At 45.7% G+C, this 18,200-nt stretch carries 16 protein-coding genes and 1 tRNA gene; 6 read left to right on the top strand and 11 right to left on the bottom strand.

Going from position 1 to position 18,200, the window contains the following annotated elements; all coding sequences use genetic code 11:
• Positions 1 to 9 precede the first annotated feature (9 nt).
• The 3 genes from ICN11_RS03295 to ICN11_RS03285 are packed head-to-tail and all read right to left on the bottom strand — an operon-like array spanning position 10 to position 4,917.
• On the bottom strand, positions 10 to 2,451 hold the full coding sequence (locus ICN11_RS03295) for a 3-hydroxyacyl-CoA dehydrogenase/enoyl-CoA hydratase family protein (RefSeq protein ID WP_216229128.1): 2,442 nt from the start codon (positions 2,449 to 2,451) through the stop codon (positions 10 to 12).
• Between the two features lie 10 nt (positions 2,452 to 2,461).
• Positions 2,462 to 4,249, bottom strand: a complete 1,788-nt coding sequence (locus tag ICN11_RS03290; protein WP_216229127.1) for an acyl-CoA dehydrogenase C-terminal domain-containing protein — start codon at positions 4,247 to 4,249, stop codon at positions 2,462 to 2,464.
• A gap of 29 nt (positions 4,250 to 4,278) precedes the next feature.
• The gene (locus ICN11_RS03285) at positions 4,279 to 4,917 is read right to left on the bottom strand and encodes a TetR/AcrR family transcriptional regulator (protein WP_216229126.1); all 639 of its coding nucleotides are present in this window, start codon (positions 4,915 to 4,917) and stop codon (positions 4,279 to 4,281) included.
• Positions 4,918 to 5,164: 247 nt separating this feature from the next.
• On the opposite strand from ICN11_RS03285, the gene ICN11_RS03280 reads away from it, so the two are divergent.
• The 4 genes from ICN11_RS03280 to ICN11_RS03265 all read left to right on the top strand — a co-directional run bounded on the left by ICN11_RS03280 (position 5,165) and on the right by ICN11_RS03265 (position 9,478).
• Positions 5,165 to 5,875 carry an outer membrane protein gene (locus ICN11_RS03280; protein WP_216229125.1) on the top strand — a complete coding sequence of 237 codons (711 nt, stop codon included), beginning with the start codon at positions 5,165 to 5,167 and terminating at the stop codon, positions 5,873 to 5,875.
• Between the two features lie 149 nt (positions 5,876 to 6,024).
• Positions 6,025 to 7,701 (top strand): long-chain-fatty-acid--CoA ligase, encoded by a 1,677-nt coding sequence (locus tag ICN11_RS03275; protein ID WP_216229124.1) that lies wholly within the window; start codon positions 6,025 to 6,027, stop codon positions 7,699 to 7,701.
• A complete protein-coding gene (locus tag ICN11_RS03270; protein WP_216229123.1) occupies positions 7,698 to 8,672 on the top strand; it encodes a nitronate monooxygenase family protein in 975 nt (324 codons plus the stop codon). Before ICN11_RS03275 ends, ICN11_RS03270 begins: the two co-directional genes overlap by 4 nt.
• A 68-nt stretch (positions 8,673 to 8,740) precedes the next feature.
• Entirely contained in the window at positions 8,741 to 9,478 is a 738-nt protein-coding gene (locus ICN11_RS03265) for a lysophospholipid acyltransferase family protein (protein ID WP_370623593.1), read from the top strand.
• Between the two features lie 27 nt (positions 9,479 to 9,505).
• On the opposite strand, the gene ICN11_RS03260 is transcribed toward ICN11_RS03265, so the two are convergent.
• The 5 genes from ICN11_RS03260 to ICN11_RS03240 all read right to left on the bottom strand — a co-directional run bounded on the left by ICN11_RS03260 (position 9,506) and on the right by ICN11_RS03240 (position 14,530).
• Positions 9,506 to 9,961 (bottom strand): DUF4442 domain-containing protein, encoded by a 456-nt coding sequence (locus tag ICN11_RS03260; protein WP_255533022.1) that lies wholly within the window; start codon positions 9,959 to 9,961, stop codon positions 9,506 to 9,508.
• A 12-nt stretch (positions 9,962 to 9,973) separates the two neighbouring features.
• Complete coding sequence (locus tag ICN11_RS03255) at positions 9,974 to 11,716, bottom strand: IlvD/Edd family dehydratase (RefSeq protein ID WP_216229122.1); 1,743 nt, start codon at positions 11,714 to 11,716, stop codon at positions 9,974 to 9,976.
• Between the two features lie 64 nt (positions 11,717 to 11,780).
• A complete protein-coding gene (locus ICN11_RS03250; protein WP_370623590.1) occupies positions 11,781 to 12,644 on the bottom strand; it encodes a transporter in 864 nt (287 codons plus the stop codon).
• An 18-nt stretch (positions 12,645 to 12,662) separates the two neighbouring features.
• Positions 12,663 to 13,190: a hypothetical protein gene (locus tag ICN11_RS03245; RefSeq protein ID WP_216229120.1), complete on the bottom strand. Its 528-nt coding sequence runs from the start codon at positions 13,188 to 13,190 to the stop codon at positions 12,663 to 12,665.
• A 32-nt stretch (positions 13,191 to 13,222) separates the two neighbouring features.
• Positions 13,223 to 14,530, bottom strand: a complete 1,308-nt coding sequence (locus tag ICN11_RS03240; protein ID WP_216229119.1) for a U32 family peptidase — start codon at positions 14,528 to 14,530, stop codon at positions 13,223 to 13,225.
• A 224-nt stretch (positions 14,531 to 14,754) separates the two neighbouring features.
• Between ICN11_RS03240 and ICN11_RS03235 the strand changes: the two genes are divergently transcribed.
• Positions 14,755 to 15,339 (top strand): hypothetical protein, encoded by a 585-nt coding sequence (locus ICN11_RS03235; protein ID WP_216229118.1) that lies wholly within the window; start codon positions 14,755 to 14,757, stop codon positions 15,337 to 15,339.
• 63 nt (positions 15,340 to 15,402) lie between these two features.
• Here ICN11_RS03235 and ICN11_RS03230 read toward each other — a convergent pair.
• Positions 15,403 to 15,478 (bottom strand) — tRNA-Asn (locus tag ICN11_RS03230).
• 21 nt (positions 15,479 to 15,499) lie between these two features.
• Here ICN11_RS03230 and thiD point away from each other — a divergent pair.
• A complete protein-coding gene (thiD, locus tag ICN11_RS03225; protein WP_216229117.1) occupies positions 15,500 to 16,384 on the top strand; it encodes a bifunctional hydroxymethylpyrimidine kinase/phosphomethylpyrimidine kinase in 885 nt (294 codons plus the stop codon).
• A 39-nt stretch (positions 16,385 to 16,423) separates the two neighbouring features.
• On the opposite strand, the gene ICN11_RS03220 is transcribed toward thiD, so the two are convergent.
• A complete protein-coding gene (locus ICN11_RS03220; protein ID WP_216229116.1) occupies positions 16,424 to 17,350 on the bottom strand; it encodes a thiamine phosphate synthase in 927 nt (308 codons plus the stop codon).
• Positions 17,351 to 17,361: 11 nt separating this feature from the next.
• Positions 17,362 to 18,180 carry a thiazole synthase gene (locus ICN11_RS03215; RefSeq protein WP_216229115.1) on the bottom strand — a complete coding sequence of 273 codons (819 nt, stop codon included), beginning with the start codon at positions 18,178 to 18,180 and terminating at the stop codon, positions 17,362 to 17,364.
• Positions 18,181 to 18,200 lie beyond the last annotated feature (20 nt).

Below are 18,200 nucleotides of genomic sequence, written 5' to 3'. Positions count from 1 at the left end.
CTCGGTAAATTAGTTTCTAACAGGCTTGCCAGTTTGGAGAATACCCATAATCCGTTCCATGGATTTAGGGTGACCAATGAGCTCCACAAATGCCTGGCGCTCCAGTTTGAGCAGCCACTCTTCAGTAACAAGCGTTCCTGCATCGACATCGCCACCAGTAATGATCTGAATGATCTTCTGAGCAATGTGCGCATCGTGTTCAGAGATAAAGCCACCGTCACGCATATTGACTACTTGACCCATCACGGTGGCGGCAACAGAACGGCCACCAACCGGTATTAAGGTTGGTATAGGAGGTCTGTATCCGGAGTAGCGCATTGCTTTGACTTGATCTTGTGCCAAAGCCAGTAATTCATAGACGTTTGCAACGATAATGTCACCCTTTTGGAGGTAAGCCATCTTCATTGCTTCTTGAGCTGATGAAGAAACCTTAGCCATTGCAGCATTTTCAAAAGCGGCTTTGGTAAAATCCAAATAATTGGTGTTCCCAGCAAGCGCAACGCCTTGAGCCGCACGAATGGCTGCTTCTTTAAGTCCGCCACCAGCAGGTAATAAGCCAACACCAACTTCCACCAGGCCAATATAGCTTTCCATAGCAGCAACTCTGCGCGCAGATTGGAGAACTAATTCACAACCACCCCCTAGGGCAATACCAGAGACTGCGGCAACTACAGGCACTTGGGAGTATTTGATTTTCATCATCGTATCTTGAAACTCTTTGACGAATGGCTCAACTCCAGCGGGGCCGCCTTTCATAACCATAGGCATAGCAGCTTCTAAATTGGCGCCTGCAGAGAAGGGTCCGCCAGGAGTACCAAGCTTTAAGGATGTCGGCTGCCAGATGACTAATCCCGCGTAGTTTGCTTCTGCAATCTCTACGGCCTTTTGTAGGCCGCTTAATACGTCTGGGCTAAAGGTATTCATCTTCGAGCGGAAGGATGCAATTAAGACCTCAGGTTGATTGGCATCGACCCAAGCGCGGAAGTCGGTATTTTCAAAAATAGTAGTGCCCGCAGTTTTAGGATCTGGTGAACCATCTCCCAATAATGGTGCTCTGAATACTTGCTTTTGATAAACCGGCAAGGAAGAGCGTGGAATGTATTTATTTTCAGATGCAGACCATGAGCCTTCAGGAGTGTGGAAAGCTTGCTTATCAGCTACGGGACCGCTAAACAGCCAAGCTGGTAATGGTTCCTTGCTGAGTGTTTTGCCAGCATCAATATCTTCCTTGATCCAGTTAGCCACTTGCGTTACACCGGCAGCTTGCCAGTCCTCAAAGGGTCCTAGATTCCAGCCATAACCCCAACGCATTGCAAAATCGATTTCACGGGCAGATTGTGCAATCTCACCCAAGTGAATCGCGCAATAGTGAAAGATGTCACGATAAATAGCCCATAGGAATTGCGCTTGTGGTTCATCGGTATCACGGAGTAACTCAAGGCGCTCAGCAATTGGCTTTTTCAGAATACGCTCAATTAAAGGTTCAATAGTTGCGGTGGAGGGCTTGTATTCACCGGTAGCGGCATCCAGTACAAGAACATTCTTACCGTCTTTTCGATAGAAGCCTGCCTTTGCCTTTTGGCCTAAGGCGCCTTTGGCAATAAGCTGAGTTACTACGTCTGGAATTTTAAATAGAGTTGAGAAGGGATCCCCTTGTAGAGAGTTCTCCATGGTTTTGATTACATGAGCCATGGTATCTAAGCCAACAACGTCGCTAGTTCTAAAGGTCGCTGATTTGGCGCGACCTAGTTTGCTGCCAGTGATTGCATCCACCGCATCAAACCCAAGACCAAACTTTTGCGCTTCAGCAAAGACCGCCAAAATTGAGAACACGCCTACGCGATTACCAATAAAGTTTGGTGTGTCTTTAGCTCTGACAACACCTTTACCCATGGTAGATGTCATAAATGTCTCTAGCGCATCTAATGCTACTGCATCAGTATCGGCGGCAGGAATGAGTTCCAGTAAATGCATGTAGCGCGGTGGATTAAAGAAATGCACACCGCAAAAGCGTTTCTTTAGATCGCCTGAGAAACCCTTAGCTAGTTCGCCAATAGGTAGGCCAGACGTATTGGTGGCAAATAATGCATGCGCTGGAATATGCGGGGCAACTTTCTCATAGAGAGCATGCTTCCAATCTAAACGCTCTGCAATCGCTTCAATTATGAGATCACAGTCGGCTAACAACCCCAAGTCATCTTCATAGTTGGCTGCCTGAATCAAATTAGCATCACTCGCAAGGCCTAAAGGGGCGGGCTTGAGTTTCTTAAGATTCTCAATAGCCTTAAGGGCAATCGCATTTTTATGAACTGGTTTGCCATCATCCGATTTTCCCGGCAGGTCAAATAAGACAACTGGTAACCCAACATTAATGCATTGGGCGGCAATCTGTGCGCCCATGACGCCAGCACCCAGGATGGCTACTTTTTTAATAATCTTGTTTTCACTCATATTCAGTCTCTCAGAAAAATTCAGCTGGCATTGCCATCAACGATTTGGAGCCGGCGCGCGCTTGACGAATCAGCATTGCGGTCTCAGGCAGGAGTTTGTCAAAGTAAAAGCGGGCAGTGGCCAATTTCGCTTGATAAAAAGGATCGTTGCTAGATTTATTGGCAAGTGCAATTTTGGCCATGCGTGCAAATAAATAGGAGTAAATCAGATGACCCACTACACGTAGGTAGGGAACGGCAGCAGCTCCTACTTCTTCGTGATTCATCATGGCTTTCATACCAATCTCTTTAGTGAGTTTTTCAACTTTAACGGCGATATCAGAAAGGGGGTCAATAAATTCCCGCATTTCTTTGCGAACGCCTTCATCCTCAATGAACTTTTCGATAATCTTTCCAAATTTGGTAAGTTTTTTTCCCATATCACCAAGTACTTTGCGTCCTAAAAGATCTAGTGATTGAATCGTATTGGTACCTTCATAGATCATATTGATGCGAGCGTCACGCACATACTGCTCCATGCCCCATTCAGCAATGTAACCGTGACCACCAAATACCTGCATGCCTTCATTGGTAGCTTCAAAAGCGTTATCAGTCAAGAATGCTTTAATAATTGGGGTGAGTAGGGCAACCATCTCACCCGTTTCTTTGCGAACTTTTTCATCTGGATGATTGAGTTCGGTATCGATCATGAGGGCTACCCAGTAGGAGAATGCTCTCCCGGCTTCTGCGTAGGCTCGTTGGGTCAATAACATTCTGCGTACATCGGGATGAACAATAATCGGATCCGCTACCTTTTCAGGTGCTTTCGCTCCAGTGAGGCTGCGCATCTGTAAACGTTCTTTTGCATAGACAACTGAGTTTTGATAAGCCACTTCAGTTAATCCAAGACTTTGCATTCCTACACCAAGGCGAGCCGCATTCATCATGACGAACATGGCATTTAAACCCTTGTGAGGTTCTCCAACTAGGGTGCCAATGGCGCCATCAAAGTTCATGACGCAAGTGGCATTGCCATGGATACCCATCTTGTGTTCAAGAGATCCACAGGAAACTGCGTTAGGCTTGCCAACCGAGCCATCTGACCCAACCTGAAACTTCGGTACCGCAAACAAGGAGATGCCCTTGCTGCCGATAGGTGAGTCCGGTAACCGTGCAAGAACAAGATGAACAATGTTCTCAGCAAGATCATGATCTCCGCTGGAAATAAAGATCTTTGTTCCGGTAATAGCGTAAGTACCATCAGCTTGAGGTTCAGCTTTGGTTTTAAGTAAGCCCAGATCAGTGCCGCAATGTGGTTCAGTTAAACACATTGTTCCAGTCCATTGACCAGATACTAATTTCTCAAGGTAGGTTTTTTTCTGCTCATCAGTGCCATGGGCATGCAAGCACTCGTAGGCACCGTGTGATAAGCCTGGATACATCGTCCAAGATTGATTGGCTGAGTTCAGAGTTTCATAAAGAACGGTATTGAGTAATTGCGGCAATCCTTGCCCACCATACTCGGGATCGCAGGATAGGGCGGGCCAGCCACCAGCAACGTATTGCTCGTAGGCTTGCTTAAAGCCAGTGGGTGTTGTGACCGATCCATCATCATGGCGTGTACAGCCTTCCTTATCGCCAATCTGATTCAAAGGGAAAGCAATTTCGCTAGCAAACTTACCGGCTTCCTCGATGATTTGATTCATCGTGTCTTTATCAACATCTTGATAGGCTGGTAGGTTAGAAAACTCCTTACCAGCATCTAGTAGCTCATGAATTACAAATTGAATGTCGCGGAGTGGTGGGTTGTATTGAGGCATATTAGCTCCAGATTTGATAAAAATGAAAGTTATTTGGTGGTTGCTTGGTGATTGAGAAAAATATTCTTAATGAGCTTATTTGCTAGTGCCAAGCTCTTTGGGTTTTGCAGAAATCTTGAATCGTGATGCGCTCCCAACACAATGCTGTAAAGATGAAAAAGCATTTCTTGGGGAACAACGGTTTTCTTGAGGTGTCCAGCTGCAATGGATTCATTGATGGCACGAAGCAGGGCGGAGCGCCAGTCTTCAACGCTGTGTACTAATTCATCACGTACGATTCCAGGGCGATCGTCAAACTCAGCAGCGCCTGCAATAAAGAAGCAGCTAGAAGTATTCTCGCCAACACTGATCTTCAGCCAAGAATCAATCATTTGGCGTAAACGCGGTAGGCCCTTAGGTTTGGTAAGTGCTGGCGCAAATACGCTATCGGCAAAGAATTGGTAGTACTTGCGTATCACTTCAATCTGCAGTTCTTCGCGGGAGCCGAAGTGGGCAAAGACACCGCTCTTGCTCATGCCAACCGAGTCAGCTAAGTGGCCAATGGTGATTCCTTCTAGCCCTGACTTGCTAGAGATCTCAAGGGCGGCCTCCAAAATCATTGATTTTGTAGTTAAACCTTTTTTGGGCTCTGTAGATAAAGCCAGAGAGGTAGACCTTGTATCAAGCATGGGAATCAATATTAGCCTTCATTGTTGTAAAAATAATACGATCGTTCGTTTATATTACAGCAATATCCTACAACCCACAACCCACGTCAAATAAGCACTACAGAATGCTTACTGCCCGTAGGACTAATTTATTTGTTGCATCGCAAAATAAATAAAGGGAAAACCCGAGATGCAAATCAAATTAAAACTAGTTAGGATTCATCCAGTTGTTTCAGATTAATTAGAAGAATCAAAAATAGGAAGATATATGAAAACAGTAAAGATTAGCGCGTTAGTTTTAGCAATGGCTGGTGCATTCGCAACAAGTGCTAACGCTCAGTCAGCAAAGACAAATGCTTGGGAAGGTTTTTATGCTGAGGCGGCAGTGGGCTATGGTTCATTCACTCCTACTATTGGCAGCGCTTATATAGTGCCAAAGGCAGGTCCAACTAGAGGATTGCAGGTTCCAGTATCGACCCAGCAAAACGATTTGGGCTCTGGAACAAACAAGATAGGCTTAGGGTACACATTTGGCATTGACGATAAATACACGCTCGGTATAGCGGCGAGCTACTCTATTGGGGCTTCATCACCTGCAAGCGGAAGCTTTTGGACTGCTTCGACCGTCAATTCGCCTACATGGTTCAAATATCAGATAAAAGATGTTTGGTCGGTAACCGTTAACCCTGGCTACGTGATCGATAAGGATAAGTTAGCTTATGCAAAAGTGGGTATGACAGGTAACACCATGGGTATTAATGGCGGTACGGCTAATTATCAAACTTATAACTTTACAGGATACGTGCTAGGTTTGGGTTACAAACAAATGGTTACTCAATCTGTCTATTTCCTTGGCGAGGTCAACTATGCCGGAATTAGTTCCAAAACAGCAACAATTCAAACTAGTTCTGGCCCTCTTTCCGGTAATGTAGGGGGTTCAGGTGTTGATGTGTTAGTTGGTGTAGGCTATAAATTCTAACTAGCATTGCAACATTAATCTAAGCCCTCCTTACAGAGGGCTTTTTATTTTTTTCCTCATGAATTATTTGCAACATATGCGTAGAATGGTTCATGCAGATTTATTAATCTGAATACAAATTAAAATATATCGAGACAGGAAATAACTACATGGTTAATCCCACAAAACCTTGGTTAAAAAACTATCCTGAGGGCGTTCCTCATGATGTTGACATCTCAGAATATGATTCATTGTTGGACATGTTCGAAGAATGCTTTGAGCGCTATCCAAATCGCCGAGCATGTGAGTATCTGGGTAAGTTTTTAACTTATAGCGAGCTTGATCAGCACTCCAGACATTTTGCCGCCTACTTACAAAGTTTAGGCTTAGAGCCAGGGTCTCGAGTTGCCATCATGCTACCTAACGTGATGCAATTTCAGATTGCGATCTTAGGTGTATTGCGCGCTGGTTTTGTTGTGGTTAATGTCAATCCGCTTTATACGGCGCGTGAGCTGGAGCACCAACTTAAAGATAGTGGCGCATCTGCTCTCATCGTTCTTGAAAACTTTGCACACGTTTACCAACATATTGCCTCAAGCGCGCCACTGAAGAAGGTCATTGTTACCTCAATGGGCGAGATGATTGGTCTCAAGGGGGCAATAGTTAATTTTGTCGTCCGCAAGGTTAAAAAGTTGGTCCCTGCTTGGCATTTACCTGACCATACTCTCTTTACACATGCTTTGAGTGAGGGTGGTCGTCATAAATGGAATAGACCTAATACAACTCTTAATGACATTGCTTTCCTTCAATACACCGGTGGTACCACTGGGTTGTCTAAAGGCGCCATTCTGCTGCATAAAAATATTCTGTCCAACGTTATTCAGACGGACTTATGGTTAGAGCCAGGATTGAAACGTAAGCAGGTAGACCAGCTAGTCTTTTTGTGCGCATTACCGCTCTATCACATCTTTGCTTTAACAGCATGTGCGCTTACGGGAATGCGCAAGGGCGGCCTTTTAATTTTGGTGCCCAATCCACGTGACTTTGATGGCTTTATTAAGTTATTGAAGAAGCATCCAGATATCAACATCTTCCCTGGAGTAAACACTTTATTTAATGCCTTGATGCATAAGCCAGAATTTGCTTCAGTAAAGTTCCCTAATATTTTGGCAACCATCGGCGGCGGTATGGCAATGCAAAAAGTGGTTGCTGATCAGTGGCAGAAAATGACTGGTGCTCCTATTGCTGAGGGTTATGGTCTATCAGAGACCTCTCCAGTCGCTTGCGTTAATTCTGCATTGATCGAGAGTTTCACCGGATTCATTGGCTTGCCAGTCCCTGGTACTGAGGTCGTTATTTTGGGTGATGATGGCATAGAAGTGCCGTTTGGAACTCCAGGCGAGATTTGTATTCGGGGCCCACAAGTGATGGCTGGCTATTGGAATAAGCCCGAAGAAACTAAGAATGTGATGACGGCTGACGGCTTCTTTAGATCGGGCGATATCGGCATCATGAATGCAGATGGCCTAACCAAGATTGTGGATCGCAAGAAAGACATGGTGCTTGTCTCTGGATTTAATGTGTATCCAAATGAAGTGGAAGAAGTGCTATCGCTCATTCCGGGTGTATTGGAATGCGCTGTCATTGGTGTACCAGACGAGGATTCTGGTGAGGCAGTAAAGGCGTTTATCGTTAAGCAGGACCCTGATTTATCGGAGGAGACTATCTTGGCGTATTGCAAAGAAAATCTCACCAACTACAAGCGCCCCAAGCACATTGTCTTCCGTAACGATTTACCGAAGACCAATGTTGGAAAAATTTTAAGACGTGAGCTCAGGGATCTATGAGTCATATCCCTAAAATATTGCAAGGGCTTCGATTGCCGGTCATCTCGGCACCGATGTTCACTGTGAGCTATCCAGAGCTCGTCCTTGCGCAATGCAAGGCAGGTATTGTGGGATCGTTCCCAGCTCTAAATGCTAGACCACAAGAAAAGCTGGATGATTGGTTAAGTCAAATCCAGAGTGAGTTGGTGGATTTTCAGAAATCCAATCCAAACTCTAGGGTTGGGCCATTAGCGGTTAACCAAATCGTTCACGTCTCCAATGCACGACTAGAACAGGATATGTATTCCTGTGTAAAGCACCGCATTCCGATTTATATCACTAGCTTGAGAGCTCCTGTTAAGGAGATTATTGATGCCGTACATAGCTATGGCGGCATTGTCTTGCATGATGTTGTTAATATTCGCCATGCTGAAAAGGCTTTAGAGGCGGGTGTGGACGGTTTGATATTGGTCGCTGCTGGAGCAGGAGGCCATGCCGGTGCATTGTCTCCATTTGCACTGGTAGGGGAAGTAAGAAAGATATTTCAAGGGCCACTCGTACTATCTGGGGCAATCTCAACGGGTGATGCAGTATTGGCCTCACAGGCAATGGGTGCTGATTTTGCTTATATGGGGACTCGCTTTATTGCCAGTCAAGAAGCGCATGCGAGCGAGCAATATAAACAAGCCATTGTGACTGCACAAGCCGCCGATATTGTCTATACGGATCATTTCACAGGCATTCATGGCAACTATATTAAGCAGAGCATCATTAATGCCGGCCTAGATCCAGCCAATCTTCCAGATGGTGATCCGCAAGCGTTTGCCAAACTCTCGCAAGCGGGTAAAGATGGTTCTAGCGCTAAAGCTTGGAAAGATATTTGGGGTGCAGGTCAGGGCGTAGGTCTTATAGACGGGGTACCCACGGTTGCTCAGATCATGGATCAACTCGAGAGTGAGTATCAGGCGGCAAAGAAGCGCTTAGCTATCTAAAATTTGCCTAATATAATGAGGGATTAATATTTTCCTCAATTGTCTTGGGTAATTAACTGCTCATCGTGATTCTTTGGCTACGCTCACTACTGTTTTACCTATTTGGCTTTACATCAGTCACCATTTTTGCGACTGCGATTATTTTGGTCATTCCATTTACTAGTATTCGTACTCGCTACAGTATGGGTGTAGCTTGGTGCAGATTAATTCAGAAAGTTTTGTATTTACTCTGCGGTATTAGGTCTCAAGTTAAGGGATTGGAAAATATTCCAAAAGATCCTAATAAGCCTTTAATTGTTCTGGGCAAGCACCAGTCTGCCTGGGAAACCTTTGTTTATCTATCGATATTTCCAAAAGAACTCTGTTTTGTATTTAAAAGGGAGCTTTTGTATGTGCCATTCTTTGGATGGGCCCTAGCTTCATTACGTATGATTCATATCAATCGTGGCGATCGAGAAAACGCCAGAGAAGCCGTTGCTGCCCAGGGTAAGGTAGTTTTAAAAGAGGGTAGATGGATTGCGATTTTTCCAGAAGGTACTCGCACTCCTCGAGGATCGTTTAAGCCTTATCGCAAAGGTGGCGTACGTCTCGCCATCAGTACGCATACCGATATTCTGCCAGTCGCACAAAACTCAGGTGCAATTTGGCCAAGAAAAACTTTTCTTAAGCGCCCTGGTTTGATTACGCTTTCAATTGGCCCAGTCATTTCCGTTCAAGGAAAAACTGAAGAGCAGTTGCAGCTGGAGGTGGAGGCTTGGATTGAAGGTGAGATGCGCAGACTTGATGCGCCTGCTTATAGCAATTAAATAAGCAACAAAAATCTAAAAATATACCTAGCTTTTCTTAATCTTCTTACGTATGTAGAGTGTCTTGGTAATGCGCGCAACGACATCTTCTTCTCGGTCTTTCACATCGACGACAAAATCCCTCAGGACTTTATTGCCAGACTCGGCGGCGTTAATAATCTCGTCAATTTGAGATTGAGTAAGCTCAAAGGAGGCATGCACAGGACCCTTACCAGGCTTAAGGAACTCAATTTTTGCTGCTTGATCCCAAACAATGTAGCCTTTACCAATATTTTGAGACACCATCATCATGAAGAAGGGGTCAGTCATTGCAAATAGGCTTCCGCCAAAGTGAACCCCTAGGATGTTGCGATTTAAAAGACCATGCTTTAAGCGAACTTTGGCGTGACGAAAATCTTTAGCAATACTTTCCACGGTAATGCCTGCACCCAAGAATGGGGGCCATATATTCATGCCCTTACGCAGGAGGTTTGCATTCATCATAGTCTTCAATCTTTACTTTGACTGAGGGGTCTTGCCAACCATCTTGGCTGCCCTCAAGAAATCAAAGTCGACACCTTGGTCTGCTTGAGTAACGGTATCCAAAAAGAGCTTTTTATATCCACGCTCAGCTGTTGGTGAGGTGATGGGGTTATCTTTCATGCGCTGAGCTAATTCTTCATCGGAAATTAAAAGGCTTATCTCACGATTTTTAACGCTTAAGCGAATGTGATCGCCATTGCGTACTTGAGCTAAAGGTCCGCCAATTGCAGATTCAGGAGTAACGTGCAGCACAATTGTGCCAAAGGCGGTGCCGCTCATACGTCCATCAGAAATACGTACGATGTCTTTCACGCCTGCACGTGCCAATTTCATCGGAATGGGAATATAGCCTGCTTCTGGCATGCCGGGAGCGCCTTTAGGTCCAATATTCTTAAGTACCAAAATATCTTCAGCGGTGACATCCAATTCTGGACTATCAATGCGGTTAGCTAAATCAGCGGCATGCTCAAATACTACGGCTCGACCTTCATGCTCCATCAATTTTTCATTGGCCGCTGATTGTTTAATAATCGCGCCACCAGGAGCAAGGTTGCCGTGCAATACGGCAATGCTGCCACGTGGATAGATAGGCTTATCCAAAGGACGAACTACATCTTGTTTGAAGCTCGGCGGTGCAGCATCAATTTCTTCGCCTAGTGTTCTACCCGATACGGTCATGGCATTTAGCTTCAGCAAAGGCTTAAGTTCGCGAAGTAGGGTAGTCATGCCACCTGCGTCATGGAAATTTTCCATGTAATGATCGCCAGAAGGTTTTAAATCAACCAGAACCGGAGTCTCGTCGCCCATCTTATCGAGAGCATCTAAGTCGATTTCTAACCCCATGCGTCCGGCAATAGCGGCGAGGTGAACAATGCCGTTCGTTGATCCGCCAATCGCTAGCAATACGCGCATAGCATTTTCAAAAGCATCTGCAGTGAGCACTTTGTCGATGGTTAAACCTTCTTTTGCCATCTTCACCGCACAAGTACCAGTTTCTTCAGCAACGCGGATACGATCGGCCGTAACGGCGGGAGGAGTGGCGCCACCTGACACAGTCATGCCAAGCGCTTCAGATATGCAAGCCATAGTGCTGGCGGTACCCATAACAGAGCATGTGCCTACGCTGGCAACAAGCTGATCATTCACTTCATCTTTTTCTACTTCATCAATTTCACCAGCGCGGAACTTGCCCCAATAACGGCGGCAATCAGTACAAGCACCTACGCGTTCACTACGATGTGAGCCAGTCAACATGGATCCTGTAATAAGTTGGATTGCTGGCAGTCCTGCGGAAGCGGCCCCCATCATTTGTGCGGGTACAGTTTTATCGCAACCACCAATCATGACAACAGCATCCATAGGCTGTGCGCGTAACATTTCTTCGGTGTCCATTGACATCAAATTACGCAAATACATACTGGTTGGCGCAGCAAAACTTTCATGAATGGAGATTGTTGGAAATTCCATTGGCAAACCACCAGCTAACATAACGCCACGTTTTACTGCTTCAAGCAGTTGCGGCATATTGCCGTGACAAGGGTTATATGCGCTACCAGTATTAATGATGCCAATAACAGGGCGATCTAATGCACTATTGGTATAGCCGGCACCCTTAATAAAAGCTTTGCGCAAGAATAGAGAAAATCCTTTATCGCCATAGCTAGTCAAGCCTTTGCGTAAACCGCTCTCTGCAGGATCTTTTGGTTTATTGCTCATGAATGTCTCACATCTCTTTTAAGTGTTCTTTTGTATCATTGTAGCGATTCAAGACCTTATTTACCTACAGTCCGCCACCCCAGCGATATTGCCAAGAGAGTCCCAGTGCAGTGTAGTCAGTATTGGTATTGGAATAAACACCCTTGCTGCCAGTTAGGCGGATTGAATTGTGCTTATTGATGGGATAAGACATAGTGCTTCCAAAGCGCCAGTTTTCTTGTGAACCAGTGATTGCTGTGCCATTGACATATTTTTGACCGCCAGTAAAGTAGGTGGCATCAGCAGATATATAGGCCATGTTTTGAAAGTAATAAATGACGTGGGCTTCAGATGAATATATCGGATTTTGGGAGAGCGTATTGCTTCCCAGAAAGCTGGTGTTACTTGTATAGATCGTAGCCATACCCGCTAATTCCAAGCGCCATGGACCAATTGCTTGCGATGCTCCGATAGCAGGTTGAATCAGCGAGCGATTAGCGCCTACATTGAGCATTTGTTCGCTGTTGTACTTACCCCATGGAATAGATGCGGCTAGGCTGGTGCCGATAATAAGATCTTGTTGATAACTTTTAAATTCATCTAAGGAGAGTGCTGGTGCTCCATAAAGATTGGCTGAGACTTTCACAACAGGATCAGATAATCCTTCAGCAGATGCGTTTATATTTTGAGGGCCAAGAGTGCCTGTCCCAGAGAGTTGAGCGTACGGAACCAAGAGGCTGATTCGGCCAGACTGCCCAAAGACGTCGATGATGCGAGTTAGATTTACCGCTTCAGTAGTCAGTGTATAAGAACCACTTTTGGCCTGTGCAATACCGCCTGTAACAAAATTGATGCCAATTGGCGCATTGGAATATGCACGGGCTTCAATTTCTTGAGCTTGAGCCTGCTGATAAGTAAATACCAATAGGCATAGCCAAAAAATTCTCACGCAATACGAGTAAAACAATTATTTTTTCGAGCCAAAAAGAATTGCCAGTGTGGCTGTATTGCCTATTGCTTGGTTGACGCCCATGAAGATTAAGTAAGGCCAAACAATAAGCCAATAGAGGATAGCCATTGCAAAAATTCTGATGGGCTCACCATTGCCAAAGGCTGCCATAGAATGGATGAATTCTTTGCCATGAATTAATCCATCGACTCCAGCCTCAAGGAAGTTCAAAGCTAGAACGAAAGCTAAATAAACAATGGATTCAAATATTAGTGAATTAACAATCCCATGTTCTTTGTTAACTTTGATTGGATAAGCAGCCTGAGCAATCAACATAAATTTAGCTGCAATACCCGCCTTGATGATTGCAAAACCAAAAATAGATAGCGGGATCGGGCGCTCCTCAAGAGCGGTAGCGGCAAAAAATGTAATTGCACAGAACCAAGTGCCGAGATAAAGGGTCAGGGCAAAAGCCTTTTTAGCCTCCTCTTTAAGCTTATCTATTAAGCTGTGATGGTTAGGTTGGCTAACGGTATTGTTTGTCATTAAAAATAATCAATCAGAGAAAAGTGGGGCGATTACTCGCCGCAAGTGGCGCAAGAGCCTGCAGTTTCCACTGGAGCAGGCTCCTGTGTATAGCGTGCAATAAAGGCGTGCTTGCTGGTCATCGGAATTTTTAGCCAAACAAAGTGACCTGAACCAGGCGCAACATCTATTGATTCGCCACTCATATTCCACATTTCAGACAAGACAACATCAGTATTGCCGTTAGGCTCAATGATCTCTAATTTGTCACCAACGGAAAAGCGGTTCTTAACATCAACCTTGACGCGGCCCGAAGCAGAATCGACATCCAGAGTCTCGCCTACATACAAGCTGCGCCCTGATAAGGAGTGGCCGCGCATATAGAGTTGATACTCTTTATCGTGGTGGCGCTCATAGAAGCCATCGGTGTAACCTCGGTTAGCCAAGCCTTCTAGTTGACCTAATAAAGCGGTATTAAATGGTCTACCTGCTACAGCGTCATTGATTGCTGCTCGGTAGGCTTGTACAGTACGAGAAACGTAATAAGGCGATTTGGTGCGCCCCTCAATCTTGAATGAATCCACGCCCATCTTCGTCAAGCGTTCAATATGCTCAATCGCGCGCAAATCCTTGGAGTTCATGATGTAAGTGCCATGCTCATCTTCTTCCATTGGCATCAAATCATCTGGACGACGCGCCTCCTGGAGGAGAACGACATCACCACTGGTATTTTGTTGCCCTGGCTTGACCTTGTAATCCCAGCGGCAAGCGTTGGTGCAAGCACCTTGATTGGAGTCACGATGCGACATATAACCAGAGAGTAAGCAGCGACCAGAATAGGCAATACACAAAGCGCCATGAACAAATACTTCTAATTCCATTTCTGGACAGTCCTGACGAACTTCTTCGATTTCATCAAAAGAAAGCTCGCGTGACAAGATGACTCGACTAATGCCAACGGAGCGCCAGAACTTCGCAGAAGCTCCATTGACGGTATTAGCCTGAACCGATAAATGAATGGGCATATCTGGCCATGCTTCTCTGGCCATCATGATGAGACCTGGATCCGACATGATCATGGCATCGGGCTTTAATGCAACTACAGGATCCATGTCTTTAATGTAGGTGCGCGTCTTACCGCCATGAGGAAGTAAGTTAGAAACCAGATAAAACTTTTTGCCTAAAGCATGGGCGGTATCAATACCTTCTTTGAGCGTTTCCATTTTTCCGAAGTCGTTATTGCGTACTCGGAGTGAATAACGTGGCTGCCCCGCATAAATGGCATCAGCGCCAAAGTCAAAGGCAGTGCGCAGCATAGAGAGGCTGCCGGCAGGGGCTAGAAGTTCTGGAATCTTGGTCATGGGGGCTATTTTAGTGAATACAGGCATTCTTGCTTGATTTGCAGCAACACCAAGCCCTGGAGGTCAATAGGCATGTGTTTATCCCATCATTCCAGCTAAATAACCCACTATGCAGAGTATCCTACGGGGTCTGTGGCCAGCATTGCAACAATGAACGGGGAGCCTTCCCCTTGAGTTGTACACCCGAAATTGAAGGCACTTATTAAAGAATCAGAAAGAACGCAATGACAAAACTCACATCCAAGCCAATCCTCAAAAAAGCGAGCGGCATTCTGGCGCAAGAGTTTGCGATACCTAAAGATATCGCTTGGGCCTGGGTCACATTATTGCTGTCACAAGAAGAGCAAAAACGCGATAGCGAGGAAAAGCGCTATGCCCGCATTGCAGAATTCGAGACTTGGATTACAGAACTCAGTTTACCGACTGATCCAAAAAATCCTGCAGGCGGAGCCGTAAGTCCAGAGTCGGTCAAGAATTCAGCTAGAAACGTATTTGAGTGGCCGCATGAGTACATTTTTGAAGAGCCGGCAGTAGCCAAGCATCCAGATTCCAAGATGACATATGCCGATACGATTACCAAACCAATCTTAGATGCCGTTAAAGACGCTGGCGGATCCGATGATCGTCCTGCACTTATTGCTATTTTGGAAGGCTATGCAAAAGAGGGTAAAGAGCCATTTGCCAATGTCACACCAGAAGGTATTGAGTGGAAGGGTAGCAATTGGTCCGATGGAGATAAGCTCAATCTCCTCACAATCAAAACCTTAAACAACCGCTTAGCCAATCTAAGAAAGAAGGGATTGATCTAAACCCAATCAATTCATCACAACAGAAAAAGAAAAAACCACCTAAAAAGGTGGTTTTCTTGTATTTGGCTCCTCGACCTGGGCTCGAACCAGGGACCTACGGATTAACAGTCCGGCGCTCTACCAACTGAGCTATCGAGGAATAAGCCGATATTATAGCAAGATGAAATCATCTACTCCAAGTTCTGTGCAGATCCCTAAAGTATTGACCATCGCTGGGTCCGATAGTGGCGGTGGCGCGGGCATTCAGGCTGACCTCAAAGTCATTACAGCCCTGGGCGGATATGGGATGTCGGTCATCACTGCCATCACTGCCCAGAACACTTTGGGGGTGAGCCGTATTCAGGATATCGACCTTGATGTGGTCGAGGCCCAGATCGATGCGATCTTTCTGGATATTGGGGTGGATATCGTCAAAATTGGCATGTTGGCCAGCCCAGAAATCGTCCGTACAGTGGCATCAGCCCTCAAGCGCCATGGGGCCAAAAGAATTGTTCTTGACCCTGTATTAAGAGCTACCTCAGGCGCCAGCCTTGGAGGTGACGATACTGCCCAAGCCATTATTAAAGAGTTGTTTCCGATGGCGACTTTAGTAACCCCTAATCTCGAGGAGGCCTCCTTGCTATTGGGCCGAGAATTAACTGGCCCTGAGGATTTCAAGTTGGCTGCAGAAGAGTTGCTCGACATGGGCCCGCAAGCGGTCTTGATCAAAGGTGGTCATCTCGATACCACCCATACTCAGCTGACTGATTTTCTGATGTGGCGAACCATGGAAGATGGTCTTGAAGTAATTCAATCAAAAGAGTTCAAACATTACCGCGTCAATACAGCCAATACCCATGGCACTGGTTGCTCATTAGCATCCGCCATTGCAACGTATTTAGCAGATGGTCATGATCTTTCTCATGCAGTTGCTAAAGCAATTTCTTATGTTGAGGCAGGGCTTGAGGCAGGGCGCTTCTTAAGTATTGGTGAGGGCCCCGGACCCTTGTGGCACATGCATGATTTCTATAAAACGGCATTGCCAGAAGAAGAGGGTAAGTATTGAGTTTTTTTGTCTTAGGTCTTAAGTCTCATCTCTTATGTCTCATGTCTTCATCAACTCTTGCAGCCGCTTCACGGCTGCTTTGGGGTCGCTAGCGCCATTAATTGCTCTGACAACAGCAACTGAGCCAACTCCACTTTGTGCCACCGCATGAATGCTGCTTTCATCAATGCCACCAATCGCCACTAATGGATAGTGGTTCATTAATTGAGCGTACTTATATAAACGCCCTAAACCCTGAGGTGCTGTGGCCATCTTTTTGAGATTGGTTGGAAAGACGGCGCCCATAGCGATATAGCTTGGGCAGAAGCGATCTGCATAAACCATCTCTGCATAACCATGGGTACTTAAGCCAAGTCGAAGACCTGCAGATCGAATGGCATCTAAATCTGCAGTCTCTAAATCTTCTTGTCCCAAGTGGATTCCGTAGGCGCCAGCCTCAATCGCTTCTTGCCAATAATCATTAATAAAGAGCAAAGTCCTGCTGCCCTGAACTGCATCAACTGATTCTCTAATTTGTTTTTTAATGAGTTTTTTGTCTTCGGATTTGAGGCGCAGTTGGACGGTTGGCACTTCGGCCTCCACCATGCGTTTTACCCAATTAGCATCCGGCATCACTGCATATAAACCCAAGCGCTTTGGACACTCTGCAAAAGCATTGGGGTTCATATTGCGGGTCCAGGGAAGCAAGTCAAAATGCTCCGGTCTAGATGGCCATTTGAAGGGATTGAATCCACCATCTTGATGAACCATGCGAGACCAAGCCTTACCTAAGACTTTGGCGTCACACTCAATAAAGCCCATTTGGATTGCAGCAACCATGCCGGCGAGTTCGTAATGATCAGCAGCATGCTCGTTATCGATTAACGGTGGTGGCGATGCCAGGCTGAATTCTGGAATCGGAATGCACAAATCTGCTTTGCTATGAGCCGCAACAATTTGGTCTGCAAGATCGCGAACTAAGCTCATCAGTACCTTAATTAACTTTGATGCCAAAAAGGCGTGCCAACCAATGGCGTACTAGCTTGTGCAGATTGCTGGGCTTTCATGGCGCCAGAAAGGTAGGCAGTGCGACCAGCATCTACAGACATTGCAAATGCCTTAGCCATCGCTACTGGATCATCAGCTAATGCAACAGCAGTATTCAGTAGGACACCATCAAAACCCCATTCCATCACACTGCAAGCATGGGAGGGTAAGCCCAATCCAGCATCAACCAACAGCGGAACCTTTAAGCGATCACGCAAGAGTTTTAATGCATAAGGATTTAAAGGGCCTTGGCCTGTTCCAATCGGTGCAGCCCAAGGCATTACCGCTTGGCATCCCACATCAACTAAGCGTTGGCACAAGATAAGATCTTCTGTGCAATAAGGAAGAACCTTAAAACCATCTTTAATTAAAGTTTCTGCGGTAGAAACTAAACGTAAAGTATCAGGTTGCAAAGTGTAGTCATCGCCGATCAGCTCCAACTTAATCCAGCTAGTTTCAAAAACCTCACGCGCCATTTGCGCGGTTGCAATGACTTCTTTAGGGCTGTGACAGCCAGCGGTATTCGGTAAAACCGGTACTGCCATTTTTTTGAGTAGATCCCAAAAACCAGAGTGCGCCTCTGTAGTAGAGGTTCCTTGCCTACGCAAACTAACAGTAATCATTCCAGGATTAGATTGCTTAACAGCATTTTCCAAAACTTGTGGAGAAGGGTAACGCGAAGTCCCTAGCAACAAACGGCTAGCAAAAGTCTCACCATACAGAACCAGGGGATCTGCAGTATTTAAAGGATTTGGTAAAGGGGCAGTCATGTAAATAGATTACTTATGTA

This window comes from Polynucleobacter sp. 78F-HAINBA (assembly GCF_018882325.1).
GTDB lineage: Bacteria > Pseudomonadota > Gammaproteobacteria > Burkholderiales > Burkholderiaceae > Polynucleobacter.
Note: the sequence above shows the minus strand (reverse complement) of the source record. Positions and strands in the feature narration are given on the sequence as shown.

Excerpts from the sequence above, each read along its gene's own strand:
- ICN11_RS03240 (WP_216229119.1), bottom strand. The coding sequence starts at position 14,530 with ATGACCAAGATTCCAGAACTTCTAGCCCCTGCCGGCAGCCTCTCTATG.
- thiD (WP_216229117.1), top strand. The coding sequence starts at position 15,500 with ATGAAATCATCTACTCCAAGTTCTGTGCAGATCCCTAAAGTATTGACC.
- ICN11_RS03235 (WP_216229118.1), top strand. The coding sequence starts at position 14,755 with ATGACAAAACTCACATCCAAGCCAATCCTCAAAAAAGCGAGCGGCATT.
- ICN11_RS03215 (WP_216229115.1), bottom strand. The coding sequence starts at position 18,180 with ATGACTGCCCCTTTACCAAATCCTTTAAATACTGCAGATCCCCTGGTT.
- ICN11_RS03285 (WP_216229126.1), bottom strand. The coding sequence starts at position 4,917 with ATGCTTGATACAAGGTCTACCTCTCTGGCTTTATCTACAGAGCCCAAA.
- ICN11_RS03275 (WP_216229124.1), top strand. The coding sequence starts at position 6,025 with ATGGTTAATCCCACAAAACCTTGGTTAAAAAACTATCCTGAGGGCGTT.
- ICN11_RS03270 (WP_216229123.1), top strand. The coding sequence starts at position 7,698 with ATGAGTCATATCCCTAAAATATTGCAAGGGCTTCGATTGCCGGTCATC.
- ICN11_RS03245 (WP_216229120.1), bottom strand. The coding sequence starts at position 13,190 with ATGACAAACAATACCGTTAGCCAACCTAACCATCACAGCTTAATAGAT.
- ICN11_RS03260 (WP_255533022.1), bottom strand. The coding sequence starts at position 9,961 with ATGATGAATGCAAACCTCCTGCGTAAGGGCATGAATATATGGCCCCCA.
- ICN11_RS03255 (WP_216229122.1), bottom strand. The coding sequence starts at position 11,716 with ATGAGCAATAAACCAAAAGATCCTGCAGAGAGCGGTTTACGCAAAGGC.
- ICN11_RS03220 (WP_216229116.1), bottom strand. The coding sequence starts at position 17,350 with ATGAGCTTAGTTCGCGATCTTGCAGACCAAATTGTTGCGGCTCATAGC.
- ICN11_RS03280 (WP_216229125.1), top strand. The coding sequence starts at position 5,165 with ATGAAAACAGTAAAGATTAGCGCGTTAGTTTTAGCAATGGCTGGTGCA.
- ICN11_RS03295 (WP_216229128.1), bottom strand. The coding sequence starts at position 2,451 with ATGAGTGAAAACAAGATTATTAAAAAAGTAGCCATCCTGGGTGCTGGC.
- ICN11_RS03290 (WP_216229127.1), bottom strand. The coding sequence starts at position 4,249 with ATGCCTCAATACAACCCACCACTCCGCGACATTCAATTTGTAATTCAT.